At 34.1% G+C, this 23,982-nt stretch carries 28 protein-coding genes and 1 pseudogene; 6 read left to right on the forward strand and 23 right to left on the reverse strand.

Going from position 1 to position 23,982, the window contains the following annotated elements; genetic code table 11:
- Positions 1 to 49: 49 nt before the first annotated feature.
- The 3 genes from GMA17_RS14155 to GMA17_RS14165 all read right to left on the reverse strand — a co-directional run bounded on the left by GMA17_RS14155 (position 50) and on the right by GMA17_RS14165 (position 2,195).
- Entirely contained in the window at positions 50 to 400 is a 351-nt protein-coding gene (locus tag GMA17_RS14155; RefSeq protein ID WP_066247556.1) for a hypothetical protein, read from the reverse strand.
- 112 nt (positions 401 to 512) lie between these two features.
- Positions 513 to 1,157 (reverse strand): spermidine synthase, encoded by a 645-nt coding sequence (locus tag GMA17_RS14160; RefSeq protein ID WP_248397282.1) that lies wholly within the window; start codon positions 1,155 to 1,157, stop codon positions 513 to 515.
- A 39-nt stretch (positions 1,158 to 1,196) separates the two neighbouring features.
- The gene (locus GMA17_RS14165; protein WP_248397284.1) at positions 1,197 to 2,195 is read right to left on the reverse strand and encodes a lipoate--protein ligase; all 999 of its coding nucleotides are present in this window, start codon (positions 2,193 to 2,195) and stop codon (positions 1,197 to 1,199) included.
- Positions 2,196 to 2,230: 35 nt separating this feature from the next.
- Between GMA17_RS14165 and GMA17_RS14170 the strand changes: the two are divergent.
- A pseudogene (locus GMA17_RS14170) lies at positions 2,231 to 2,377 on the forward strand (IS110 family transposase); the annotation flags it as partial.
- A 48-nt stretch (positions 2,378 to 2,425) separates the two neighbouring features.
- Here the strand turns inward: GMA17_RS14170 and GMA17_RS14175 are convergent.
- The 4 genes from GMA17_RS14175 to GMA17_RS14190 form a co-directional block, all read right to left on the reverse strand.
- Positions 2,426 to 3,880 carry an AAA family ATPase gene (locus tag GMA17_RS14175; protein WP_248397286.1) on the reverse strand — a complete coding sequence of 485 codons (1,455 nt, stop codon included), beginning with the start codon at positions 3,878 to 3,880 and terminating at the stop codon, positions 2,426 to 2,428.
- A 243-nt stretch (positions 3,881 to 4,123) separates the two neighbouring features.
- The gene (locus tag GMA17_RS14180; protein ID WP_248397288.1) at positions 4,124 to 4,414 is read right to left on the reverse strand and encodes a helix-turn-helix domain-containing protein; all 291 of its coding nucleotides are present in this window, start codon (positions 4,412 to 4,414) and stop codon (positions 4,124 to 4,126) included.
- 1 nt (position 4,415) lies between these two features.
- Positions 4,416 to 4,754: a type II toxin-antitoxin system RelE/ParE family toxin gene (locus tag GMA17_RS14185; RefSeq protein WP_248397290.1), complete on the reverse strand. Its 339-nt coding sequence runs from the start codon at positions 4,752 to 4,754 to the stop codon at positions 4,416 to 4,418.
- A gap of 222 nt (positions 4,755 to 4,976) precedes the next feature.
- Positions 4,977 to 5,543: a hypothetical protein gene (locus GMA17_RS14190; protein WP_248397292.1), complete on the reverse strand. Its 567-nt coding sequence runs from the start codon at positions 5,541 to 5,543 to the stop codon at positions 4,977 to 4,979.
- 185 nt (positions 5,544 to 5,728) lie between these two features.
- Here GMA17_RS14190 and GMA17_RS14195 point away from each other — a divergent pair, with 185 nt between their 5' ends.
- Positions 5,729 to 6,061: a single-stranded DNA-binding protein gene (locus GMA17_RS14195; RefSeq protein WP_248397293.1), complete on the forward strand. Its 333-nt coding sequence runs from the start codon at positions 5,729 to 5,731 to the stop codon at positions 6,059 to 6,061.
- A gap of 47 nt (positions 6,062 to 6,108) precedes the next feature.
- On the opposite strand, the gene GMA17_RS14200 is transcribed toward GMA17_RS14195, so the two are convergent.
- The 5 genes from GMA17_RS14200 to GMA17_RS14220 form a co-directional block, all read right to left on the reverse strand.
- Complete coding sequence (locus GMA17_RS14200) at positions 6,109 to 6,285, reverse strand: hypothetical protein (RefSeq protein ID WP_248397296.1); 177 nt, start codon at positions 6,283 to 6,285, stop codon at positions 6,109 to 6,111.
- Positions 6,286 to 6,358: 73 nt separating this feature from the next.
- Positions 6,359 to 6,877 carry a ferritin gene (locus tag GMA17_RS14205; protein ID WP_248397298.1) on the reverse strand — a complete coding sequence of 173 codons (519 nt, stop codon included), beginning with the start codon at positions 6,875 to 6,877 and terminating at the stop codon, positions 6,359 to 6,361.
- 85 nt (positions 6,878 to 6,962) lie between these two features.
- On the reverse strand, positions 6,963 to 7,289 hold the full coding sequence (locus GMA17_RS14210; protein WP_248397300.1) for a multidrug efflux SMR transporter: 327 nt from the start codon (positions 7,287 to 7,289) through the stop codon (positions 6,963 to 6,965).
- A gap of 54 nt (positions 7,290 to 7,343) precedes the next feature.
- Positions 7,344 to 8,240, reverse strand: coding sequence for a DMT family transporter (locus GMA17_RS14215; RefSeq protein WP_248397302.1), 897 nt, complete (start codon positions 8,238 to 8,240; stop codon positions 7,344 to 7,346).
- 134 nt (positions 8,241 to 8,374) lie between these two features.
- Positions 8,375 to 9,277 carry a histone deacetylase gene (locus GMA17_RS14220; protein WP_248397304.1) on the reverse strand — a complete coding sequence of 301 codons (903 nt, stop codon included), beginning with the start codon at positions 9,275 to 9,277 and terminating at the stop codon, positions 8,375 to 8,377.
- 172 nt (positions 9,278 to 9,449) lie between these two features.
- On the opposite strand from GMA17_RS14220, the gene GMA17_RS14225 reads away from it, so the two are divergent.
- A complete protein-coding gene (locus GMA17_RS14225) occupies positions 9,450 to 10,121 on the forward strand; it encodes a TIGR02594 family protein (protein ID WP_248397307.1) in 672 nt (223 codons plus the stop codon).
- On the opposite strand, the gene GMA17_RS14230 is transcribed toward GMA17_RS14225, so the two are convergent.
- The 7 genes from GMA17_RS14230 to metG form a co-directional block, all read right to left on the reverse strand.
- Positions 10,122 to 12,245 (reverse strand): Tex family protein, encoded by a 2,124-nt coding sequence (locus GMA17_RS14230; protein WP_248397309.1) that lies wholly within the window; start codon positions 12,243 to 12,245, stop codon positions 10,122 to 10,124.
- On the reverse strand, positions 12,236 to 12,871 hold the full coding sequence (locus GMA17_RS14235; RefSeq protein WP_248397311.1) for a methyltransferase: 636 nt from the start codon (positions 12,869 to 12,871) through the stop codon (positions 12,236 to 12,238). Before GMA17_RS14235 ends, GMA17_RS14230 begins: the two co-directional genes overlap by 10 nt.
- A gap of 126 nt (positions 12,872 to 12,997) precedes the next feature.
- Positions 12,998 to 13,804, reverse strand: a complete 807-nt coding sequence (locus tag GMA17_RS14240) for a copper resistance protein NlpE N-terminal domain-containing protein (RefSeq protein ID WP_248397313.1) — start codon at positions 13,802 to 13,804, stop codon at positions 12,998 to 13,000.
- An 11-nt stretch (positions 13,805 to 13,815) separates the two neighbouring features.
- Positions 13,816 to 14,520 (reverse strand): OmpA family protein, encoded by a 705-nt coding sequence (locus GMA17_RS14245; RefSeq protein ID WP_248397315.1) that lies wholly within the window; start codon positions 14,518 to 14,520, stop codon positions 13,816 to 13,818.
- A gap of 4 nt (positions 14,521 to 14,524) precedes the next feature.
- Positions 14,525 to 14,995: a lipocalin family protein gene (locus GMA17_RS14250; protein WP_248397317.1), complete on the reverse strand. Its 471-nt coding sequence runs from the start codon at positions 14,993 to 14,995 to the stop codon at positions 14,525 to 14,527.
- A gap of 166 nt (positions 14,996 to 15,161) precedes the next feature.
- Positions 15,162 to 16,586, reverse strand: a complete 1,425-nt coding sequence (locus GMA17_RS14255; RefSeq protein ID WP_248397319.1) for a hypothetical protein — start codon at positions 16,584 to 16,586, stop codon at positions 15,162 to 15,164.
- Positions 16,587 to 16,595: 9 nt separating this feature from the next.
- A complete protein-coding gene (gene metG / locus GMA17_RS14260) occupies positions 16,596 to 18,680 on the reverse strand; it encodes a methionine--tRNA ligase (protein ID WP_248397321.1) in 2,085 nt (694 codons plus the stop codon).
- A gap of 206 nt (positions 18,681 to 18,886) precedes the next feature.
- Here metG and GMA17_RS14265 point away from each other — a divergent pair, with 206 nt between their 5' ends.
- Entirely contained in the window at positions 18,887 to 19,903 is a 1,017-nt protein-coding gene (locus GMA17_RS14265) for an LD-carboxypeptidase (RefSeq protein ID WP_248397323.1), read from the forward strand.
- Here the strand turns inward: GMA17_RS14265 and GMA17_RS14270 are convergent.
- From GMA17_RS14270 to GMA17_RS14280, 3 genes are all read right to left on the reverse strand, one after another.
- On the reverse strand, positions 19,895 to 20,248 hold the full coding sequence (locus tag GMA17_RS14270; RefSeq protein ID WP_248397325.1) for a hypothetical protein: 354 nt from the start codon (positions 20,246 to 20,248) through the stop codon (positions 19,895 to 19,897). The genes GMA17_RS14265 and GMA17_RS14270 overlap by 9 nt on opposite strands.
- Positions 20,245 to 20,547, reverse strand: coding sequence for a hypothetical protein (locus GMA17_RS14275; RefSeq protein WP_248397327.1), 303 nt, complete (start codon positions 20,545 to 20,547; stop codon positions 20,245 to 20,247). Before GMA17_RS14275 ends, GMA17_RS14270 begins: the two co-directional genes overlap by 4 nt.
- Positions 20,548 to 20,627: 80 nt before the next feature.
- Entirely contained in the window at positions 20,628 to 21,218 is a 591-nt protein-coding gene (locus tag GMA17_RS14280) for a hypothetical protein (RefSeq protein WP_248397329.1), read from the reverse strand.
- A gap of 123 nt (positions 21,219 to 21,341) precedes the next feature.
- Between GMA17_RS14280 and GMA17_RS14285 the strand changes: the two genes are divergently transcribed.
- The gene (locus GMA17_RS14285) at positions 21,342 to 22,205 is read left to right on the forward strand and encodes a winged helix-turn-helix domain-containing protein (RefSeq protein WP_248397331.1); all 864 of its coding nucleotides are present in this window, start codon (positions 21,342 to 21,344) and stop codon (positions 22,203 to 22,205) included.
- A gap of 59 nt (positions 22,206 to 22,264) precedes the next feature.
- Positions 22,265 to 22,624, forward strand: coding sequence for a YraN family protein (locus GMA17_RS14290; RefSeq protein WP_248397333.1), 360 nt, complete (start codon positions 22,265 to 22,267; stop codon positions 22,622 to 22,624).
- Between the two features lie 37 nt (positions 22,625 to 22,661).
- On the opposite strand, the gene GMA17_RS14295 is transcribed toward GMA17_RS14290, so the two are convergent.
- A complete protein-coding gene (locus GMA17_RS14295; protein WP_248397335.1) occupies positions 22,662 to 23,969 on the reverse strand; it encodes a TlpA disulfide reductase family protein in 1,308 nt (435 codons plus the stop codon).
- Positions 23,970 to 23,982: the final 13 nt, after the last annotated feature.

Here is a 23,982-nt window from a genome sequence, read left to right on the forward strand (position 1 = left end):
GTTAAAATTTTCTTAAATTATTGATAATGGGCTCGTTAAGGTTGTAAAGTTAGCCTTCCCGTTTCACCAAAGCATAATAATCGCCTTCTAAAGGCAAGTAGCCTTGATCATAAACAAAATAATAAACCGTACCAGCTTTGGTTGTGTAGATACTGGTGAAATAATTAAAATCGAAACCTTTTTCAATGAGTTTCGCTCTGGATGATTTGGTTTTTTGCTCTGGATTCAGCTCTTCCAGAATGCGATAGTTTTTACGTAAACGGTTATTGGTATTTCTAATCAGGTTTTTAGAGTCTTTATTCACGCGATTATTAAACGAATTTCTACAGGCATCACTACAGAATTTTTTATCAATTCGGCCAACAATTTTATCACCACATTCTGGACATTGTTTTTGCATACTGCTGATTTTTGAAATTACTTTTTGACTAAACTTTCAACTTATTTCATTTTTAAGTAGAATGAATAGCCAAGTTATTGCTTAAATATATAAATTATTCTCTAAGAAGCCATTACAAAGCTTTTCCAATAACCACCGTATTTGTTTGATTCACTTTTTTGTAAACATCCACTTGGTAGATATGCGATTTTAAATAACTAATAATATGCTCTAGTTTTTGAGAAAGCTCTTTGTCTAACGAGGCATTAAATAAAATGGAACCACTTGCCGATTTGCGTTTTAGAGTGGTCTCCCAAAATGATAGATCTAGAAATTGTTCGGGAACCGTGAGGTCTATAAATAAATCGATGATGATGAGATCGAACGTATCTGGTGTGTTTTCAATATAATGCAGTGCATCATCACATATAATATTTAAATTTTTAGAAGTTTCAATCTGAAATTCATTCTTCGCAATGGCTATTATTTGTGGATCAATATCTACAGCTGTAATTTGATTTTGGTAATTAAAATCGGTTTTCAGTGTTTCAATAACACTGCCGCCACCAAGGCCTAAAACAAGAATGGAATTCACATTTTTAAGGTCTAGTTTCTGCAAACCAAACTTTAAAATGCGCTGTAATGAACCATACGAATAGTTGGCGTTTTTAGAGTTTAAATGTTTTTTTCCGTTGTACCAAGTAATTTCTAACGTGCCGTTAATTTCCGATTTTACTTTTTTGGTAATAGGATATAAATAGCTTAAAAGTTTTGCCATGGGTGTAAAGGTAGCACTTTATTGTGATGGCTTATAGCATTAATCATTCCCATAAATGAGATTTAAAAACTCCGTTTTTTCTAAATCGCCAAAATATTCTTTTACAGACAAGTTTTTTAACGCCTTTGTGATTTCAACTTTAACATAAGGCACACCAATAAGTAAGCTTTCAATATCTGAAACGGGTTTTCTACCAAAGAAATCGCCAAAAATTTTTAATTCTGAAATATGGCCTTTTTCAACAAAAATGCGCAAATCAATTTCACCAACCGGAAAACGTTTGTTTTTTTGAATATTAGATTTAGGCGACCGTCCAAAATTCCAATCCCATAAATCGTATTTCTCGGCTTTCAGTTTATGAACCGCTTGCCATTCCGCTTCCGTTAATTTGTAAGTTTCAAAAGGTTCACTGGCTTCATATAATCCAACGAGTAGCTGATTTTTAAAAGCTTCCATAGATATGGGTGTTTTTAAAAATTCGCTAATATTAGCCACGCGACTTCTTACCGATTTATGACCTTTAGATTCAATTTTGCTCATTTTTACTTGAAGCGCTTTTGTTACTTCGCTCATATCTGTATCAAATAAAAGCGTACCATGACTAATCATCCGTTTTCCTGTAGAAAACTGCGCAGTTCCAGAAATTTTCTTCTCGTTTACCAAAATATCATTTCGGCCTTTGAGTTCAGCCGAAACGCCCATATTATTTAAAACCCGAATAACGGGTGCGGTAAATTTTTTAAAGTTGCTTATACGTTTTCCATCATGATTGGTAATAAAACTAAAGTTTAAATTTCCTAAATCATGATAAACCGCGCCACCACCAGAAACACGACGCACCACATGGATGTTGTTATCATCTATATATTCCTGGTTAATTTCCTCCAAGGTATTTTGGTTTCTTCCAATAATAATGGATGGCTCGTTAATGTAAAATAGCAAATAATCTGTGGAAGTATCAAAATGCCTTAAGGCATATTCTTCTAAAGCTAGGTTTAGTTTGGGGTTGGTGTGGCCTTCATTGTCTATGAAAATCATAAGAGATGTCTTGTTTGGTAGATAACAAAGATAGCGAAATTTATGAGCGTATAGTTGTTCTAGGAAAACCAAAATTAGCATTAATTGCAGTATGTAATAAGCTGCTAAAACAGGCTTTTGCTATTGCAAAATCAGGATTAATATATGAGGATACGTATAGAAGTACTTTGGTGAAACGTTAATGCGTTTTTACTTGTTTTTTACAATAGTACTTTGTTGGCGGTAGTTATTTATATTTTTTTAAAAACTTCAAGTGTCATATTTACAAACATTTTTAATTCTTTGACATCTATTATGTTGTCAGTGTTTTGAGAATCGTGATGAAAGGATTTACTATAATCATTAATAACTGTTAAATCACTTATTAAATGTTTTAATGAAAATAATTCGTCATTTTCTTTTGAGTTTCTAATTGAAGCAATAATTTCTCCAAGCCAAATATTATCTGCTATATCATTATAAAATTTAACTTTTATGATTCCTTCTAAAATTGGTCTTAAGCATCTTATTACTTCTCTTTTGCTAGATTCAGTTTCTGCTCCATTCTTTTTGAAATTATAAATAACTTCTAAATCTTTATGAAGTTCAGATTTGAATTCTGTTTGAATATCAATTTTCTTAAGTACACTATCTTTTTCTGAATTCTGAATGGTTAAACAAAGTAGGTCAGGATTTAACCCTTTAAATTTCTGGATTAAAATATGGTCATGAGATAATAGAAAAAATTGCTTTGATTTATCGGCTATTTTCGTAAGAAAATGCAAAGTCATTTGCTTTCTGTTTGAGTCAAAACTTGATAAAGGGTCGTCAAATATCACAATTTTATCTTCACAATTTGATAAGTCAAGAGTTGCCATAAAGAAACTCAATGCTATTGCGTTTTTATCTCCTTCACTTAATGTGTATTTAACTTGTCCATTTAGATGAGCTGAATTCGGTGAATCTAATTTTATTTCTGAACCTTGGAAATCAAAAATTATTTCAGGAAAATAGTCTAATTTCTTTTTTGTGATGGAAATTTCAATTTGGCTTATAGACACATTTGGTATCAACTTTGTAAGGTAATTATTTGTTGCATTTTTAAAATCTTCAAAAATAGATTTTGACATTTTTATATACTTCCTTCTTAGGCTAACAAATGCTTTATTTAGTACTTCAAATTTCTTTTCTAATTCTTCATCTGCTTGAAGTCCATCTTTTAAAAGTTTTAATCTTTTATCTTCAATAGGTTGTAATTCCCTTTGTGCTGATTTTATATTATTGAATAAATATGTTCCTTCTCCACCTAAAACAAGTTGAATAAATTTTTTTTTGGTTGAATTTGTTGAAATAGAACCTTTAAAAACATAATCTTCTATAAAATGATTATCATAAATAAGAAATTTTGGTAAGTTGACGGTATCTCTCCAAGTATTAGAGGAAAAATATACATTTTTGGAAGGTTCTGAAAATCGTAGTATGACTTCTGGTTCAGATTCTGATTCAACTCTTTTTTTATAAGCAATTAAATCAGTGTTTTTTTCAATTAATGATTTAAGAATTATGCATAAAGTAGACTTTCCAGAACCATTAGTAGCATAAATTGAATTTGTTTTTGAAAAGGAACCATTCCAATTTGAATCCGATTTAGTAGATAAATTACTGAAAATTCCAATGTTCTTAATTTTAATAAATTTCTCTATCATTCTTTTCAGTTAGTTCGTAGTGGTAATTATTGCCAACGGTCGAGTATATGAAAAGTAGCGCTGAAAAAGTGCGCTATTCATTCGGTTGAACACAAGCCGAATTTTTAAATTTTTTTATTTATTTTTTTTTCTCAAATAGCCAAATTTAAAAATTTGGTGACTTCGAAAAAGTGCCCGAACCTTTGTGTTTGCAACTGCTCGCGCTATTTTTTATATACATTGTTGCCCACAGTACTTTCTGCGTTATGCTATTTCAATGTTCAGATTTTTTCCAAGTCCAAGTTCAATCAGTTTGTAATAAGTGGAAACTTGAATATCGCTCAATCCACGTTCAATTCGGGAAATGTAGCTCTTTTTTGTTCCGGTTCTTTCAGCAAGTTCTTCTTGTGTTAAGTTAGCCTCTTTCCGAGCCTCTTTTAACATTACTCCAAGTCGGAATGCAAGTGAATCAGCGTCATACTTATCACGCTTTTGAGTTCCTTTTTTTCCGTATGTTTCAATGAGGATGTCCTCAAAATCAGTTACATTTTTCATATCAGTTATTTTTTTCTTTGAGATATTCTTTTTTCAATTTTTCAGCGAGTTTGATTTCTTTTCTCGGTGTCTTTTGGGTTTTTTTCACGAATGCGTTTGCAAGCACAACTAAATTGCCATCATCGAAAAAGCACAAAATCCGAATACTTTTAAAAGTTGTAATTACACGTACTTCATAAATTCCGTCAGTATTTTCGAGATACTTAAAGAATTTTTTCGGCACTTGTCTTTCAAGCCGAACAAGGTCCAAAACATATCCTATTTTTTCCTTAACATTGTCTTCTTGAGCTTTATAAAACTCGGGAAAATGTTTTCCGTATGCAATTACTTTTCTTATCACGCAACAAAGTTAACTAATTAGTGTACTAAATTCAAATAAAGTTACAGAATTTTAATGAAAAGATGGTTTCCCAGTATTGTGGGCAACGGTCTCGTATAACCGTCAGTTACGGGTTAAAGTACGCAAATTTTTCGGTTTAGCACTGACGTTAGCAATTCCGAGTGGATTCGGACGTAGTCGAATTCGCCGTAATTGCGGTTATACATTGTTGCCAGTAGTATTTTATTCTCCAAAGAGTAATTTTCCATTTATCAAATGTGTTTTTCCCTTCACTTTGTCAATACTTGCCTGTAATACTCCACAATCTAATATGTTGGAATCTGTTGAGTGTCGACCAGAAAAAACATTTATTAATACCTCAAAATTCGTGTCTGATAAATCCTCGAGAGCCTTTTTTGAAATTTTTACATTTTTAAAATGAGCAATTTTTGAGTCCCACAATTCAATTCGATGTTGTCCAATATTTTTTTCTCCCCATTTTTGATAGTCAGAATCCAAAGTATCTTTAGGAATTCCCGTGAAGTATGCTTGAACGATAGTCGATTCATTGTCTTTTTTGAGTTTGGCTTTTGCTTTTTCACTCAAGTTAATTTTGATAGCAAATTCAGGGATTATAACAGAGTCCTTTAAAACTCTAAATGAGTCAATCAGGACTTTATTTTCACTTGATTTTGTATTTAATTCAATTGTTTCAATTTTTTCCTTTTCGTTTATTTCGCTGTTGTTTTTTTCCTTACAAGAATTAGAAAGGAAAGATAGAAACATTAATATTAGCAGTGTTTTTTTCATATTACTGGCAACGTGTTATATAAGTATAAATATACACTTAAATTCAAAATTACCCATTTCCAAACGACTACAAACATTTACAAACGAATTTAAATAGGTAACTACCGACTAATACTTGCAAGGGGTTGCATCTTTGCCCTGTTGATTTGACCGAATGATTTTCAACATAATTAAAACCTTATCTTATGAATACGTTAAGAAACAAAGTACAGTTAATTGGAAGACTTGGACAAGATCCAGAAATCATCAGTTTTGAAGATGGTAATAAAATGGCTAAATTTTCATTAGCTACAGACGATAGCTATAAAGACAAAAATGGCGAAAAAGTAGAACGTACCTACTGGCATAATGTGATAGTAAAAAATGGCTTGGTAAAAGTCGTTGAGGCGTATGTAACCAAAGGACAAGAAATTGCTATAGAAGGCAAATTAACCAACCGATCTTGGGATGATAAAGATGGTAAGAAGCATTACATTACCGAAGTGTTATGCAACGAATTGCTGATGTTTGGCAAGTAATAATTGCCATAAAAAAGAAAAGCCGCGAATGACCTTCGCGGCTTTTTTTATGCAACTTTTTGAAGCAAATCAAAACACGGACATTTGCCACATCGTTTTTTTTCGCTTTTTAAATATTTTTCACAGCATTTGCTTTTTACTTTCTTTTCCGCAGAAATGATACCTGCTTCGCGTAACGCTTCTAAAGCCTTTTTCTGTTTTTTCTTGTCTTTCTTTTTGCCCACAATGGATTCATTTGTAGATGATAAGACAAAATTAATTATTTTTATTGATTCTAAATAAAATTATCTGTTAAAATTAAACAGTTCCCGTTGAGGCTGCTGAACTAATGGTTAATTGTTCAATATCACGATCAAATAAATACAATCCGCCTTTATCGTTTCCTATTAAATTTATTTTATCTAAAATGGTGCGTGCCATAGCTTCTTCTTCAATTTGCTCGGCTACATACCACTGTAAGAAATTGTGAGTGGCGTAATCTTTTTCCTGTAAACTAATATGTACTAACTCATTTATGCTTTCTGAAACATATACTTCGTGTTCATAGAGTTTTTCAAACATTTCTTGGAAGGATTTAAAGGTGACATTTGGCGCTTTTAATTCCGAAACATGGGCATGTCCACCACGTTCATTCACAAATTTTATAAGTTTTAACATGTGGTCGCGCTCTTCTTGAGATTGGCTGTACATAAAGTTTGCCACACCTTCAAGGCCTTTTACTTCCGCCCAACAGGCCATGGCTAAATATATTTGAGACGATTCTGCTTCTACACGAATTTGTTCGTTTAATGCGTTTTCAATGTTTTTTGATACCATAATTTATGCTTTTAAGTAAAGTTACATAATTTCTTGAGGAGTTAAAGTTATAATACTCCTAAATAAGTAGCTATTCTGACCCCGTTTAGTTGGTAACAAATTTTAACCCAACAATGGAAACGATTAAAGTGGTTATAAAAAATAAACGCCAAAAATCTGCAGGTTCTTTAAAAATAAAGATGCCAACTAAAACGGTTCCTACAGCTCCAATGCCTGTCCAAACGGCATAAGCGGTTCCAATAGGTAAACTTTGTGTGGCTTTTACCAAAAGTACCATGCTAATGGTTAAACACACCAGAAAACCTATAAACCAATAGGTGGCCAAGCTTCCAGAGGTTTCCTTAAATTTTCCTAAACAGGCCGCGAATGCCACTTCAAATAAACCAGCAATAATTAATAAAATCCAATTCATACGTTTTTCTAAAATAGTTATAAACTGGCTCTAAAATACTTATTTTCTATGACGTTATACGGACTGTTTTATGAAACGTTTTGGCAGTAAATTTTTATGAATTTGTTTTTCGTAAAATGTCAATCGGATGCCAAAAAGTAAAACGAATCCACCTAATACCATTTGCAAGGTGATAGTTTCATCTAAAAACAACCAAGCTAAAATAGACGCCAAAATTCCTTGTCCTAATAAACTGACAGAAACCCGTGTAGCACGCATTTTTTTAGTGGCAAAACTAATGAGCAACCAGGCAGCTAGCTGACAGATAACGGCTTGCAAAACCAATACAAACCAACCCATATTGGAGAATCCGGAAAAGGGTTCGTTTAATCCGTAGCTTAAAAACCCTAAAAATACGGATGATGCGCCAAGGCTAATGGTCATAAAGGTTAATACGTTTAATTGTTTTAATACTTCTTTACTAATTAGCATGTAGAACGCATACAAAACACCCGAAAGAATACCGAAACTAAAGGCTAAATCGAAATCCAAGTTTCTAAACGTTGAAAAACCGACTAATAACATCATGCCAAAAACCGCCACTAATGTGCCAATCCAAAAATTGCCTCGTGGTTTATCTTTCAGAAAAAACAAGGCTAAAACACCAACCCAAACTGGGGATAAGTTTGTTAACAACGACGCTTGTGTTGCTGTAGATTCCTGAATAGCAATATTCCAAACGGCCACATCGCTCCCAAAAACAATACCGCAGAGTACAGCTAAAAGTCCCATTTTTACATTGGGAAGTTTAAACTGCTTTTTCCATAAAACAAATGGTACTAATAGCACAAACGAAAATGCCATGCGGTAAAATGCCGAAATAACACCTGGTGTTAAATTTAATTTAACCAGAACAGGGAAAACTGAAATACAAATTATGCCTATAACAAGGGCGATTCTAGCTTTTTTCATAATCTTAAAACCTTATGATTTAACAAGCTGCAAAAGTAGCGCCTCATGCGTGATTATTATGATATTAAATAGGCTATTTATTCTACTATATTATCCCTTATTTGAGTTTGAATGAAAAACAGGCGAATTTTGTATTAAAAATAAATGTGTTGTGCCAAACGAAAGGTGTTAGCATGTGCTTCAATAATGGTTTTTATATCTGGCGAATAACCACCACCCATACTACACATAACAGGAATGTTCAGGTCATGGCAAGTCTGTAATACAAACCGATCACGTTCTTTACAACCTGCAATAGTAAGGGCTAATTTCCCTAATTTATCGGAAGCTATTACATCTACACCACATAAATAATAGATGAAATCTGGTTTTTCTGAAGCTACTAGTTTGGGTAGCGTTTCTTTTAGAATTGTTAGATAGGTGTCATCTGTCGTATTCGTTTCTAAAGCAATATCCAAATCACTTGCTTCCTTTTTAAAGGGGTAATTGCTTTTTCCGTGCATAGAAAATGTAAAAACCGAGGGATCATTCTGAAAAATTTCGGCAGTTCCATTGCCTTGATGCACATCTAGATCTACGATTAGAATTTTAGTTGCTAACTTCCTTTCTTGAAGATAACGTGCGCCAATGGCTTGGTCATTTAACATGCAAAATCCTTCGCCTCGATTGGTATATGCATGATGGGTTCCGCCAGCAATATTCATGGCAATGCCATGTTTTAGGGCAAATTCGCTCGCTTTTATGGTGCCGTCGGCAATCATAACTTCGCGCTTTACTAATGCATCACTTAATGGAAATCCAATTTTCCGGATGGCTTTTGCATCTAATGTCAGATTCAATAAATCATGATAATATGCTTCGGTATGCACACGTAAAATATGGGAGTCATCGGGAATTTCAGGTTCGAAGAAATTGGCATTTGTACACGTTCCTTCATGAAGTAATTGCTTGGGAAGCAACTCATACTTCAACATGGGAAACCGATGCCTTTCTGGTAATGGATGTTTGTAAATAGGATGGAAGGCAATTTGAAGCATGCAATTTTTTGATTAATTTGAAAGCAGCAATGTAATAGTTTTAAGCGGCTTTTTGTAGGAATACATGCCTAAAAAAGCTTTTTATAAACGTGTTGTTATTTTGTGTATATTTAATACTTCCTGTTATAACATATTGATTGATAGCGTATTTATTCATTATAAACAATACATTATGTTAGGAGAAACATTAAAAATTGCCTTTGGTGAATTGGGGCAGAAAGAAATTAAAGGCGAAAATGCCCACAACGATCGCATTTTAGAATATCAAGAAACAACGGGTTTAAAGTTCGGAAATGACGAAGTAGCTTGGTGCAGTATTTTTGCAAATTGGGTGGCGCTTCAAGCCAATTTACCAAGATCTAATAGTGCTATGGCTAGAAGCTGGCTTAAAATTGGTAATAAAACCGATTGGCCACAACCTGGTGATATTGTCGTGTTTTGGCGAACCGATATTAATGGTATATTCGGTCATGTGGGTTTCTTTTTGGGTTATACCAAAAGTGGAAAATCTATTTACTGCTTGGGTGGAAATCAAAATGATGAAGTGAATATTCAAACCTTTCCCTTGGATCGTATTTTGGAATTCAGAAGTCTGACGGACGCGATTGATGAATCACTAACTATCCCAACAGGTTATTTGCGAAAAGGTGATAGTAATGAAAACGTAAAACTGCTTCAGAAAATCCTAATAAAATTAGATTATTTAAACGGTCATGCCGATGGTGTTTTCGGACCAAAAACAGAACAAGCCCTCATTAAATTCCAAACCGATTCCCATATTTTTGTTGATGGTATTTATGGTAGTGAATCCAGAAATGCTTTGCAAGATCAATTAAACGGCTAATTATTTATGTAGTTTTAATTGAATGCGTTTTCGGGGTACATCCACTTCCAATACTTTAACAATAACTTGTTGATGCAAGCTAACATGTGCATTCACATCGCTTACAAAACTATCCGATAAATTAGAAACATGGATTAACCCGCTTTCCTTGATGCCCACATCTACAAAAGCCCCAAAATTGGTGATGTTGTTTACAATGCCTGGAAGCAGTTGCCCTTCCTGTAAGTCTGTAATGGATTTAATGTTTTGGTTGAATGTAAATACTTTGGCTTGCTCACGAATGTCCAAACCGGGTTTTTCTAATTCTTTAATAATATCTTGAAGTGTTAGTAAGCCTACAGAATCTGAACAATAATCTGGTAAATTCAGTTTTTGAAGTACTGTAGAATTCCCAATTAATTCGGAAATAGGTTTGCCTAAATCTTTAGCCATTTTTTCCACAATGGTATAACTTTCAGGATGTACTGCAGAATCGTCTAACGGATTTTTAGATTCCTTTATTCTTAAAAAAGCAGCACCTTGTTCAAAAGCTTTATCGCCTAAACGCGGCACTTTTTTGATGGCATTTCGCGATTTAAAAACACCATGTTCTGTTCTGTAATTAACAATATTTTCGGCTAATTTCGGGCCAATTCCAGAGACATAACTTAATAATGATGTACTAGCCGTATTAATATTTACACCAACCGCATTCACACAACTTTCCACAACCGTATCCAATTCACTTTGGAGTTTTGTTTGGTCTACATCATGCTGATATTGACCCACGCCAATAGATTTGGCATCAATTTTCACAAGTTCGGCAAGTGGATCTTGCAAACGTCTTCCAATAGAAACAGAACCACGAACGGTAACATCATAATTTGGAAATTCCTCACGCGCAATTTTTGAAGCGGAATAAATACTCGCTCCAGCTTCACTCACTACAAATACTTGAATATCATTTTTAAAATGGACTTTTCTAATGAGTGCTTCGGTTTCCCGAGATGCTGTTCCATTACCAATGGCAATAGCTTCAATTTGATAAGCTTCCGCAAGGGAACTTATTTTTTTCATGGCACCAATGGCATCACTTTTTGGCGGATGCGGATAAATGGTTTCGTTGTGTTTTAATTTGCCTTGCGCGTCTAGACACACAATTTTGCAACCTGTTCTGAAACCAGGATCAATGGCTAAAACACGTTTTTCACCTAGTGGCGAACCTAGTAATAATTGTTTTAAGTTTTTGGCAAATACAGTAATAGCGGAAGCATCGGCTTTTTCTTTGGCATTTTGAAGAGCTTCATTACTTAAGGACGGAAATAATAAGCGTTTGTAAGCATCTTGGATGGCTAATTGAATTTGAGAGGCACATGCGTTTCTGGATTTAATTATGCGATCTTCAATTTTAAATAAGGCTTTTTCGTCATCAATGGAGATTTTTGCTTTTATAAATCCTTCCTTTTCGGCACGAAGAATGGCGAGTAATCTATGTGATGGAATGCGGCTTAACGATTCTTCCCATTCAAAATAATCACGAAATTTCTGTGCTGCTTCATCATCTTTTTTAGATTTTACCACCTTGGTAGAAATTATCGCAAAACGTTCTAATTGCTGTCGGATATTATTTCTAACATCGGTTCGTTCGTTAATCCATTCCGAGATAATATGTCTGGCACCTTCCAAAGCGTCTTCAGCAGAAGAAATATCGCCTTTTATATATTTATGAGCAATGGAGTCAACATCTGAAGCATTCTGACTCATGATTATTTTAGCCAAAGGTTCCAAGCCGTTCTTTCTGGCCGTTTCAGCTTTAGTTTTTCTACTTTTTTTAAATGGTAAATAGATGTCTTCTAATGTGGTAATATCTTGAGTGGCTTCTATTTTTTGTCTCAATTCAGCGCTTAAAACATCTTGATCTTCTAATGCTTTTAAAATAGTGATTTTTCGTTTTTCTAGCGTTTCAAACTGCTCCTTGTATTTAACGATGTCACCAATTTGAACTTCATCTAAATTTCCGGTGCGTTCTTTTCGGTAGCGCGAAATAAACGGAATCGTGCTTCCATCGTTTAATAATTCAACCGTATTTTTTACTGATGTTCCTGGTAATTGGGTATGGGTAATAATATAGGATACTAATTGCATGTAAGTCGTTTAAATAAAGTGTAAATATAAGGGCGTTCGCCACCAAACGGATTTATAAAGGTGTGATTGAAGCTGGAAATAAGTTCAAAATCCGAACCTAATTCGTCTTGAAGCATGCTGGTGTTATAACGTTTTAAATCCAGTCCGCAGCATTTTTCAGCGCCATTAGTTGCAAAAACGGCAATGAGGACAAACCCATTTTTAGCAACTATTTGCTTAATGAGATTGAAATATGCTTGTTGGTTCTTTTCGGCAAGAAAGAAATGTAACACAGCACGATCTATCCATAAATCTATGGGTTCTAATTGGTTTAATTTTTTTGGTTTTGTTAAATCATCAACCACACAATTCAAATTATAATTATGTGAGTTTTTAATGCGTGTTTGCAGTTTTTCAAGTGCTTGATTACTCAAATCATTTACAATAAGGTTTGTATAGTCGGCATCCAAAAGCGCATCGATTAAGGTGGTTGTTCCTGCGCCAACATTTAGAATTCTGGCATCTTTGGGAAGTTGCGTTTTTAAAACCAGTTTCATGGTTTGTTCAGGATTTTCTTCAAACCAACCCAATTGATTATCGGCTTTATTATAAGCGGTATTCCAATGCAATTTTAATTCCGATGACATAATATATGGTATTTGAAACGTTACCGATTCGTGATACGTAACGCCGTTTTTTCAGTGCTGTAAATTACTAAAAAAACCTCGCAGTACATAGTCTGCGAGGTTTTTCATTTATAATAATGTAATGGACTATTCTACAGCTTCAAATACTGCTAAAGGTGCCATTTTTGCCTTGTTTAATGTCATGGTATTTCCGCTTAAGGAAAAATTATCAACGGTATTTAAAACCTCTAAAAATTTCTGCTCAATCTTCATATCTTCTTCGGGACACGATTTCATGGTAGTAGCCATTTTAGATAGTTTCAACTGTAATTTATTGGCTACTTCAAAAGATCCATTAAAATTATTGCAACCGGCATGTCCAAAAACTTTATTTTCATCGGTTGCAAATGAAATAAATGCTTCAGAATCGGTAATATCTTGACCCATTAATTTCACTAATTTCCATTTGGTATCAGTAAATGCTATCTCACCAGTGTTATTCATATCCTGTTTTTGCAGTACGTAAAATTCTGCCAATTCGCCTGTTACAACTTCGCCAGATTTATCTAATTGGATGAGTTTGTTTTCACCCACTTTAAATTTGGTTTCATTATCGTCAGACAGCAAAATATTTTGGCCATTATCTTCCCATTTGTAGTATCCACGGGTTTCAAAGACACCATCTTTTTTGCCTAAATAATCCATAACTGCCTCGTAAGACATGTCTTCGTTTAATCGAATCGTTGTTTTAATACCTTCGCAATCGGCACAAGGTAATGTTCCAACATACGTGCCTTTCCAGTCCAATGAATTTTGACTGGTATGCATATCTGGTTTCGTTTCATTTTCGGTTATTTCAACTTCTGTTGATTCTGTGTTTTCTTGTTTGTCTGATTTGCAGCTCACAGAAAATAGGAGTGCTAAAACAGCAAAGGCTACAATGTGTTTTTTCATAATAGGTGTTTTTAATTTCCTGATTGTTGTTGTGCTTGATTCACCATTTCCTCGTTAGGAACAATAGCAATGTTTACACGTCTGTTTTTAGCGCGACCTTCAGGTGTTGAATTATCAACTATAGGTTGCTCTTCTCCAAACCAATGTGTGGTTAAACGAGAACTGCTAATGCCTTTAACGTCTCTTAAATAATCTGTTACAGCCATAGCTCTATTTTTAGATAGGGTCATATTATACGCATCATTACCGTTACTATCTGTATGACCAACAATTAAAAGGTTAGTATCTGGATATTCTTTAAATACGCCAGCTAATTTATCTAAATTTTCTCGCGATTGTGCGTTAATATTGTATTTTTCTGTGGCAAAATGAACACCACTATTTTCATCAAATGTCACAACGATACCTTGATCTACACGTTCCACGGTTGCGCCAGGAACTTCTTCTTCAATACGTTGTGCTTGTTTATCCATTTGGTTTCCAATAATGACACCTGCGCCACCACCAACAACACCACCGATTACAGCGCCTAATTCAGAACTACCACCTTTAACATTGTTTCCAATGATGGCTCCTAAAATTGCACCTCCAGCGACACCAATGGCAGCACCTTTCTGTCTGTTATTCGAATTTTCTACAGCCTTACAGTTGGTAAAACTAATTACCAAAACACCTGCAAGTGCTATTAACGTTATTTTATTAATTACTTTTCTCATTATTTTATTGTTTTGTAAAATTCATAAATATGGTGAATGGGCTTCCGTCTAAAGTTACGGTCTGGCGCCATTGCATGGTTGTTGCTGTAATTCCAGCTAATTTTAAGCGATAGCCTTGGTTGGTATCTGAATTACCTTTAGCATCTACTGGTTTTAATAAAAAATCATATAAACCTGAAGTCGGATCAATTTCTTGAATGCTAAATTTAAATTTTCGTGGACCTGTAGCACAATTTCCACTATTAATTACATAGGTTCCCGAATTATTGTTTGGAACAAAATTCCAAGTACTGCCTTCAAAACAATCCGTTGAGGTGTCGTTAAACAAATCGACCGCAAAAGATCCTGTTTTACTATAATTAAAGGAGTTTAAGGTCCAGCTGCCTTTCAAATCTTTCTCCGAGTCGCGCACAACTTTGGTTGTACCGCAGGATAATAAACTTAAGGTTAATACTAATACTATAATATGTCTCATAAATGTTAAATTTTATATTTCAAATGTACATCTTAATAGGTTTGTATATTAATTCAAATGAAAAAAAACCGAATGCTAAAAAAGAATTAGAACCCTTTAAATCTGTCTAATATTGAACTTATCTATCCCTGTTGTACTTTCTGATAACGTGACTGCCAATTAACACCTATTTAAAAGGCACTAAACTATATGTTGCGTTTTTTAAATCGAAAGATCCATAATAAAGTTGATTATGATGAAAAAACACATCTTCAGCTGTGATATATTTATAGTTATGGCTGAATTTTTTTATTTTTTCAAAAACATTTTCAGAAACCTTGCCTTTCACATGATTAAAATCGCTGTCAAATTTAGAAGTGAAATATGTTGATTTTGACGATGTATACGAGCTGTAACTATAATGTGTAGGATTTATTGTCACCACATGTGTCGTTCCAGCAGTGACCATTCCGCCTGTCATCATCATACTTCCACCTGTGCTTATTTCTTTATTGCCACCAAGGGTTATATAGTAATGATTATCCTGAAACAGAACAGTCAAACCTAAATCACCAGTGGAAATTTTACGCAAATATTTCGAACTTTCTTCTAGTTCACGACGGTTTACAAAAGGCACAGCTGTTGCTCCTTCCTGAATTATTGGTGTGTTTTTAAACGTGATATGAGCATCTTTTTTTACAAAAAACTCTTTAATTGGCGTTCCCGAAATATCATTGATTATAAAGCGCATTTCGTCTCTGGAACTTGCGATTTGATAAAAGTATTCAGGACTCATATACGAGTTATACCGTTTTAAATCGCCCAATTTGCCTGTTGGATACTCATAAATTTTTGTGCTATGCGAAAAATCATCAAAATTAATGGTGAAGGCTAATGTTCCGATATCTTCAATCTCAAAAGTAAGAAATACTAAATTATCATACTGGTACATTTTATTAGCTCTTGACGTTTGCTCAATAGCATTAGGTACACGCGGATCAATTTTTTGAATATTTGTTTTTAAGGTTCCAGCAAATGAAAACGAACTATAACTTTTCCGTTCGCGCAAATTAACATCGTCGTGGTTTATTGGTATGCGAGTGACGGTTTTGAAGCCTAAAGCGTCGGTCATTTCCCGAATAATAATTACTTGTTCTGATGTGCTGGATAAAACATATAATTTGTTTTTATAATTAATAGCCTCAATAAACAGTTCATTATTAAAGTCGAAATCAAGTTCCGTAGCTGTACTTTTTTTTGTCTTGAAATCTAAAGTAAGAACGGCAAATTGCGTTTTCTTTTCATTAGAAAATAAAATGTGCTGTTGGGAGTCCGTTAATTTAAAACCTAAAGCCTGGTCATACTTACTTTTTATAAGTTCTGTTTGAAATTGCGATTGCAATTCAAAATCCGAATTAAACAAGTAGGCATAAACATCTTTACGCTCTACCATCAGTATGGTTAAATCGTTAGTAACTGTATTAGAAAGTGTAAAAGCATCTTTACTTGTTTTTCTGGAAACGTCTTCGTTTTTAAATGATAAAACTGCTTTTTGACTGAACATGCTGAATGCACTCAAAAAGAGCAACATAAATACGGTAATTTTATTCATAAAGTAGGTTTAAGAAATTTGAAGTCCATTTGTTACCGAAGCATCATCAGGATTTACAAATACCAATGCGCCTTCCGGGTTTTCCGTCATTAAAATCATGCCTTGACTTTCCACCCCTCGTAACTTTCTAGGAGCTAAATTGACTAAAACCGTCACTTTTCTGCCAATAATATCTTCGGGTTTAAAACTTTCGGCAATTCCGGAAACAATGGTTCTAACATCAATACCTGTGTCTACTTTTAACACTAAAAGCTTATTGGCTTTTGGCATTTTTTCGGCCTCTAAAATCGTTCCTACCCGTAAATCGAGTTTCGAGAAATCCTCAAAACTAATGGTTTCTTTTTCAGGCTCTACGGCTTTATTGGAAGCTTCATTGGCTTTTTTACTGGCTTCTAATTTTTCTAATTGCAGTTGAATGGTTTCATCTTCTATTTTAGAAAATAATAATTCGGCTGGACCAATTTGATGTCCTGCTGGAATTAGAGTTGGTTTGGTTGAAATATCGTTCCATGAGTTCTTAACTTCACCAGAACTATCACTATCATTTTCAGCTACGCGAAGAATCTTTTTCAATTTTGCAGATGTAAACGGTAAAAATGGTTCGCCTAAAGTGGCTAAAGCGGAAGCAATTTGTAAAGCGACAAACATAATTGTTTTGGTTCGCGCTTCATCTGTTTTAACCAGTTTCCAAGGTTCTTCATCTGCTAAATATTTATTACCTAATCGCGCTAAATTCATGAATTCTTGACTTGCTTCACGAAATCTATAGCGTTCTATAGAACTAGATATCACGGCTGGATAGGCTTTTATTGCTGCAAGCGTTTCTTCATCTACTGTTGAAAATTCAGATGCTTCCGGAACAAAACCATCATAATACTTGTTGGTTAAAACGACCACACGATTAATAAAGTTCCCGAAAATAGCCACGAGTTCATTGTTATTTCTAGCCTGAAAATCTGCCCAGGTAAAATCGTTATCCTTACTTTCTGGTGCGTTGGCTGTTAAGGCGTAACGCAACACATCTTGCTGATTTGGAAAATCCACTAAATAATCTGGTAACCAAACGGCCCAGTTTTTTGAGGTTGATAATTTCTGACCTTCTAAATTTAAAAATTCGTTAGCTGGCACATTATCTGGTAAAATATACGAACCTTCAGCTTTTAGCATGCTTGGGAAAATAATACAGTGAAACACAATATTGTCTTTACCAATAAAGTGTACCAATTTGGTGTCATCACTTTTCCAGTACGGTTCCCAATCTTTCCCTACACGTTCTGCCCATTCTTTAGTAGCAGAAATGTAACCGATAGGAGCATCAAACCAAACGTAAAGCACTTTGCCTTCACCACCTTTAACAGGAACAGGAATTCCCCAATCCAAATCTCTGGTTACGGCTCTTGGACGTAAACCATCATCAATCCACGATTTAACTTGTCCGTAAACATTAGGTTTCCAATCTTTTTTGTGACCTTCTAAAATCCATTCTTTTAAGAAAGCTTCATGTTTATCTAGAGGTAAAAACCAGTGTTTGGTTTCTTTCATTGTTGGAACATTTCCAGTAATAGCAGATTTCGGATTAATTAAATCTGTAGCATTTAAACTACTACCACATTTTTCACATTGATCGCCATAAGCTTCTTCATTACCACATTTTGGACAGGTTCCTGTTACAAAACGATCGGCTAAAAACTGGTTGGCTTCTTCGTCGTATAATTGCTCGGTAATTTCTTCTATAAATTCTCCTTTATCATACAAGGTTTTAAAAAATTCTTGAGCCGTATCATGATGAATTTCTGCAGACGTTCTGGAATAATTATCAAAGGTAATTCCGAAATCTTCAAAAGATTTTTTAATAATCGCATGGTATTTATCAACGATATCTTGAGGTGAAACACCTTCTTTTTTAGCTTTAATAGTAATAGGAACACCGTGTTCATCACTGCCGCAAATAAAGGCAACATCGTTATTTGTTAAACGTAAATAACGCGCGTAAATATCAGCAGGTACATACACACCAGCCAAATGGCCAATATGGATAGGACCGTTTGTGTACGGTAAAGCGGCTGTAATAGTATATCGTTTTGGTTGATTCATGATATTAATAAACTTGTGTCAAAAACAATAAGCCTATGCATGCCTTACTGTTTTTAATTATTATTTTGAAGTCACAAAAGTACGCATTTTAAGGTCTATTTAAACGTGTGAAATTATAAATTTTAGATGGCTTTTTTAAGATAACTTGTTTCTGATTTATGGTTGTTAAAATTTATAACATGTGAAAAAAAATGTACATTTACACTATGTCAAAAATCTCATTATTAATTGTGCTGTTTTGTTCGGTTTTGTTCTTTGGAACAGATACGGCAAAACAGGTAGAATCATCAACTCAAAAACTGCAAAAATTGATACAACCTCCATATTTAAAAGCAGGTGATACGGTTGCTATTGTAGCACCCTCGGGAATTCTAAAAAACCGTCAAGCCGAAGTCCAACGCGCTGTAAAATTATTAGAAAGTTGGGGATTGCATGCTTTGGTTGGTAAGCATGTTTTTAGTCAAGACAATCATTTTGCAGGTACAGATTTGGAACGTTGTGAAGATTTTCAAAAAGCGATGGATAATCCTACGGTTAGTGCTATTTGGGCTGCAAGAGGTGGTTATGGAACCGTAAGGATTTTAGATAAATTAGATTATACACAACTTAAAAAAAATCCAAAATGGTTAATAGGTTATAGTGATATTACAGCCTTACATAACGATTTTCATAATGAAGGTTTTGAAACCATTCATGCCATGATGTGCACTAGTTTAACAGCTGATGAAACCGGTTTAGACCAGACGATTGCTACCTTTAAAAAAGCACTGTTTGGCGAGCCCATTGCTTATACTTTAAGGGGTTCTAAATATAATAAAGTGGGCGTTGTAAATGCACCTATTGTTGGTGGTAATTTAACCATGCTTCATACCATGTTAGGCTCTAAAAGTAGTATAGATACATCGGGTAAAATTTTGTTTATTGAAGAAATTGGCGAATACAAATACCATGTAGATCGTATGTTACAAAGTTTAAAGCGCGCTGGTTATTTTAATAATTGCGCGGGCGTTTTAGTTGGTGATATGACTAAAATGCGAAAAAACACAACAGCTTGGGGAAGTTCTATTGAACAATTAATTTTAGATGCTTTATCAGACTATGATTTTCCAATTGCCTTTAATATGCCTGCTGGTCATGAAGATGATAATCGCGCCATGATTTTAGGGCAAGACGTGGAATTGGTGGTTGGTAAAGATCAATCTACAGTACAATTTTCAAAATAAGCGTTTCTGAACTTTGAAAAACAACATGGCTCCTAAATAATATAAACCAACATCTGTTATATCCGCTGTGTATCGTGTGCTGATTTGTGGCATAAACCATTCAAAATATAAAGCAAAATAGGTTGTTAATCCCAAAACAGCCAACAACGGAACGTAGAGATTATCGGTTTGTTTCAGGTGCCTAATTACGGCCAAGCACAAACTTAAAACGATAGGCATGCATAAAAAATCATTCACGTAAAAATTAATCCAATCTGGAAGTGACACCTGAAACCTTTGAGCTAAATAAATTAACGTTGCAATTAAGGCACTGATAAAAAAAAATGGGTGTTTTAAAATTTTCATGCTACAATGGAAGATATCAACCAGGCAATGAACATGCCAATAGCCATAAATGCCACGTAGATGGAGTGTGTAACTTTAACAAATATACGAACCACTAAAAAGCGGTGATCTTTATTTTTTTCGTAGAAGGAAGGCGATTCTTCCTTTTGGATGCGCTCACGTTCTTTACGGTCTTTTTCATCTTGCGCAAACGCTAATTCTCGTCGCTTCTGGTAGGATAATAACGTGCCGCAGTTTGTACAATAATCTTGATTTGTATTGTAAACTCCACAATTCGGACATTTTATTTGACTTGCCATACCGCGTTTTTAAAGTAAACACAAAGGTACGACTTAATCTAGCAATATTAAATTTCTAAATGCTTATGTTTTAACTAGCATTATAGCTCAATAATCTGACAGCCTTGTAAAATTTGCACAGTCATATTTCCCAATTTATAACGTATTGTATAATCTATTTTTTCTAGTGAGCAGCGTGGTTCAATGGTGAATTTTATTAAACCAGAAACCTCAAAATCTGAATTTGTATTAAGTTTTAAAGGTTGCGTATAGGTAGTGTTTTCCCGTACCCAATTCACCGGGCCGTTTACAAAGGGATGCGGAACTATTTCTTCAACAGAACGCGGTATTTCTATAATATTATTTGTCATTTCTAGGTTCGCGTTTTTCTGTAAACCAGAACTAAACCGGCCTTTGTACGCAACCTTTGAATGTGGAGACACAAAATAAGAATCATTTTTTAATATGATTTCGGTTACTAACTGATAGCCGTTATTTCCGTTTTTTTCAATTGATAATTCTATATCATAAGGATCGGAAATAAACAGGGGATTACCGTTAAACTCCATATAATTTGACGTTTCAGTTTTAGTTTTTAGTGCTAGATTTTGAATGGTTTCCGTTTCTGTAATTTTTGTTTGACCACAAGATGTGCCTAAAAAAATAAGACTGTAAATAATTGATTTATACATAATTGATTCGTTTTGATTGTTTAGTAAAACTCCCTGAAACACGTGTAAAAAGTGTCAAAAAATTGTAAAAGAAGTGTGAACAGTTGTAAAAAGTCCTCAAAATGTTAGTTATTTACACCTGTTATGGCAAAAAGATTTATTTTTAAAATTAGTGGCTTACTAATTGTCTTATTATCAATTGTATTACTACTCACTACCAAAGATGATTCAACCTTATTTTCTGAACGCGTTAAAGTGTCATTACGTGAAGTTGGCAACCAATTATTGCTTATAAACCAAGATTCTACATCCTTGGTTTTACCTGTAAAAGCGCTTAAAAATAATACTTTCCAATTAACTTTTGAAAAGCCCTTATCTTTCGAGCCTAGTCAGTTAGTGTCCATAATTGACGCCTCATTTCATAAGTCAGCACTTCCAAATAATTATATAGTTGAAACTATTGCTTGCGAAGCTCAAGAAGTGGCTTATAGTTTTCAAATTTTAAATAATGTAGAAAATAGCATTGTACCTTGTAGTGGCAGATATTTACCGGAAAGTTGCTACGCCATCGAGGTGGTATTTACGGATTTAAAACCGCATGCATCCTTAAAAAAAGCTGGGCTTTATAGCTTGTTATTAAGTGGTTTTGGCTTATTGTTTTTTGGTTTTTATAAACGAAAAGAAGTTGTTTTAAGCACTAAAGAAGTTGGGAGTTATTCAGAAATTGGCAGTTTTCACTTTTATCCGGAACAGAACAAACTGGTCAAACATGCGGAGGAAATCAGTCTTTCTAAAAAGGAATGTGAGCTATTAGAAATATTTGCAGCCAACCCAAATCAAATCATAAAACGCGATGAACTCACTAAAAAAGTGTGGGAAGATCATGGTGTTTTTGTTGGCAGAAGTTTGGATACGTATATTTCTAAATTACGTAAGAAACTCCAAGATGATACCTCCATTAAAATCACCAACATACATGGCGTAGGTTATAAGCTTGAACTTACATAGATTTAATTTCTGCTAATTCACTATCTTGTAACTAATAGGGGTTTATATGGGAAGTAGTCATGGCACATCATAACGAATTAGGTGAATTAGGAGAACAACTAGCGGCAGAATATTTGCAAGCTAAAGGCTATGTTATTCTAGAGCGAAACTACCGATTTAAAAAAGCCGAAATAGATATTATTGCCAAACATAATAATCAGATGATTTGCGTAGAAGTGAAAGCCCGTAACTCTGATTTTTTTGGCGATCCGCAAGAATTTGTTACACCTGGAAAAGTTAAATTACTCGTAAAAGCTATGGATGCTTATGTAACCGAAAATGATATTGATTTAGATAGTCGGTTTGATATTATAGCTGTTCTGAAAAATAAAACCACGGAAACCATTACGCATTATGAAAATGCGTTTTATCATTTTTAAGTCGCCATCAAAAATGATTATTTTCTGATTTCTGAAATTATTTATTAAAATAAGTTTCCAAATCTTCAACATGTTCTGGCTTTGCTAAAATAACCTTATCGCTATCTAAAACGAAATAGGATGGCGTAGCAGAAATGCCGTAGGCCTTAATTAATGGGCTATCCCATTTTTTTAAATCGTAAGTATGAATAAAACTTGGAAAATGCTCAATAGTTTGATTCCAGTTTCTAACGCCATCTTCCAAAGCATACGCTAAAACGGTAATTTCGGGATGTTGCGCCATAAGAGTTTTTACTTTTGGTAATTCTTCTAAACAATGCCCACAGCCACTACTCCAGAAAATTAGAAGCGTACTTTTTGTTGGATTAAAACGGTGTAAATTGGTTTTTATAGCCTTGCTATTTTCTAAATATGTAAAATTGAAATCCATAGCCTTTTTACCGATAGCAGATTTATTATAATCTTCCAACGTTTCCAGTAAATAGGTTCTGTTAAAGGTTTTAGCAAGGGGTAATAAATAGGTGTCGCTAATGTAATTTGCCACGTCGGGTTGCTGTTTATCTATCATGATTTTCCACAGATTTTCCAAAACCATAATTTTGGCTTCGTCGGTATCGTTTGTTGCTTTTACCACATCGTCCACAGCCATTTTGTAATAGTTAGCATCTTCAGGCATAGCAAACACATAGGCCGTAACACGTTCATTTAAAAAATCAGAACTTTGCAACAAAGGATTACTGAAATCCATATAATCAAAATAATGCTTTTTTAAGTTTAATGAATAGGTGCTTACATCTTCATAAGCGCTAGGAATATAGGTTTTATTCGATTTTACAAAAGGCGAAATCATCATATTAGTCGATGCTTTTTCGTAAAAGTCTTGTGTGCTCTTTAGGTTTTTGAAAATGGCTGTTATTTCAGATGAATCTGTTTTTTGCGACATATAATATCTGCCAATCGCACTGTTTATTTTTAAAATACTATCCGTATAAGTGTGCCATAATTTATTTTCTTCGGAAGCTGTAAAATGCAATCCTGTTTCTATATCGAATAGCAAAGAAATAGATTCTTTACCGTTGTAAAAAACATCAAAATTATTGTCTTCAACAGGAGTTGCATACACTATTTTATAAATTCCGATTTTAGAACCTGCCTGCAATTCTATAGACCAATACCCGTCAGTATCGGTTTTTGCCTGTTCTACATAGTTTGTTCCAGTAGGTGTTACATGATAAAGTAAAGCAAAATTGAAGGATTCGGCTGGCGAAAATTGACCTTGAATATGATGTTGCGCAAACGTTGTAAAAGATACAAACAGACACAGAAGGAAAAGATGGTTTTTCATGATTTGAGTTTCA

This window comes from Bizionia sp. M204 (assembly GCF_023205095.1).
Lineage (GTDB): Bacteria > Bacteroidota > Bacteroidia > Flavobacteriales > Flavobacteriaceae > Algorimicrobium > Algorimicrobium hallyeonense.

Excerpts from the sequence above, each read along its gene's own strand:
- GMA17_RS14190 (WP_248397292.1), bottom strand. The coding sequence starts at position 5,543 with ATGAAAAAAACACTGCTAATATTAATGTTTCTATCTTTCCTTTCTAAT.
- GMA17_RS14230 (WP_248397309.1), bottom strand. The coding sequence starts at position 12,245 with ATGCAATTAGTATCCTATATTATTACCCATACCCAATTACCAGGAACA.
- GMA17_RS14160 (WP_248397282.1), bottom strand. The coding sequence starts at position 1,157 with ATGGCAAAACTTTTAAGCTATTTATATCCTATTACCAAAAAAGTAAAA.
- GMA17_RS14295 (WP_248397335.1), bottom strand. The coding sequence starts at position 23,969 with ATGAAAAACCATCTTTTCCTTCTGTGTCTGTTTGTATCTTTTACAACG.
- GMA17_RS14265 (WP_248397323.1), top strand. The coding sequence starts at position 18,887 with ATGTCAAAAATCTCATTATTAATTGTGCTGTTTTGTTCGGTTTTGTTC.
- GMA17_RS14245 (WP_248397315.1), bottom strand. The coding sequence starts at position 14,520 with ATGAGAAAAGTAATTAATAAAATAACGTTAATAGCACTTGCAGGTGTT.
- GMA17_RS14235 (WP_248397311.1), bottom strand. The coding sequence starts at position 12,871 with ATGTCATCGGAATTAAAATTGCATTGGAATACCGCTTATAATAAAGCC.
- GMA17_RS14180 (WP_248397288.1), bottom strand. The coding sequence starts at position 4,414 with ATGAAAAATGTAACTGATTTTGAGGACATCCTCATTGAAACATACGGA.
- GMA17_RS14275 (WP_248397327.1), bottom strand. The coding sequence starts at position 20,547 with ATGGCAAGTCAAATAAAATGTCCGAATTGTGGAGTTTACAATACAAAT.
- GMA17_RS14250 (WP_248397317.1), bottom strand. The coding sequence starts at position 14,995 with ATGAGACATATTATAGTATTAGTATTAACCTTAAGTTTATTATCCTGC.
- GMA17_RS14195 (WP_248397293.1), top strand. The coding sequence starts at position 5,729 with ATGAATACGTTAAGAAACAAAGTACAGTTAATTGGAAGACTTGGACAA.
- GMA17_RS14285 (WP_248397331.1), top strand. The coding sequence starts at position 21,342 with ATGGCAAAAAGATTTATTTTTAAAATTAGTGGCTTACTAATTGTCTTA.
- GMA17_RS14280 (WP_248397329.1), bottom strand. The coding sequence starts at position 21,218 with ATGTATAAATCAATTATTTACAGTCTTATTTTTTTAGGCACATCTTGT.
- GMA17_RS14215 (WP_248397302.1), bottom strand. The coding sequence starts at position 8,240 with ATGAAAAAAGCTAGAATCGCCCTTGTTATAGGCATAATTTGTATTTCA.
- GMA17_RS14240 (WP_248397313.1), bottom strand. The coding sequence starts at position 13,804 with ATGAAAAAACACATTGTAGCCTTTGCTGTTTTAGCACTCCTATTTTCT.
- GMA17_RS14290 (WP_248397333.1), top strand. The coding sequence starts at position 22,265 with ATGGCACATCATAACGAATTAGGTGAATTAGGAGAACAACTAGCGGCA.
- GMA17_RS14165 (WP_248397284.1), bottom strand. The coding sequence starts at position 2,195 with ATGATTTTCATAGACAATGAAGGCCACACCAACCCCAAACTAAACCTA.
- GMA17_RS14210 (WP_248397300.1), bottom strand. The coding sequence starts at position 7,289 with ATGAATTGGATTTTATTAATTATTGCTGGTTTATTTGAAGTGGCATTC.
- GMA17_RS14220 (WP_248397304.1), bottom strand. The coding sequence starts at position 9,277 with ATGCTTCAAATTGCCTTCCATCCTATTTACAAACATCCATTACCAGAA.
- GMA17_RS14175 (WP_248397286.1), bottom strand. The coding sequence starts at position 3,880 with ATGATAGAGAAATTTATTAAAATTAAGAACATTGGAATTTTCAGTAAT.
- metG (WP_248397321.1), bottom strand. The coding sequence starts at position 18,680 with ATGAATCAACCAAAACGATATACTATTACAGCCGCTTTACCGTACACA.
- GMA17_RS14255 (WP_248397319.1), bottom strand. The coding sequence starts at position 16,586 with ATGAATAAAATTACCGTATTTATGTTGCTCTTTTTGAGTGCATTCAGC.
- GMA17_RS14155 (WP_066247556.1), bottom strand. The coding sequence starts at position 400 with ATGCAAAAACAATGTCCAGAATGTGGTGATAAAATTGTTGGCCGAATT.
- GMA17_RS14225 (WP_248397307.1), top strand. The coding sequence starts at position 9,450 with ATGTTAGGAGAAACATTAAAAATTGCCTTTGGTGAATTGGGGCAGAAA.
- GMA17_RS14205 (WP_248397298.1), bottom strand. The coding sequence starts at position 6,877 with ATGGTATCAAAAAACATTGAAAACGCATTAAACGAACAAATTCGTGTA.
- GMA17_RS14270 (WP_248397325.1), bottom strand. The coding sequence starts at position 20,248 with ATGAAAATTTTAAAACACCCATTTTTTTTTATCAGTGCCTTAATTGCA.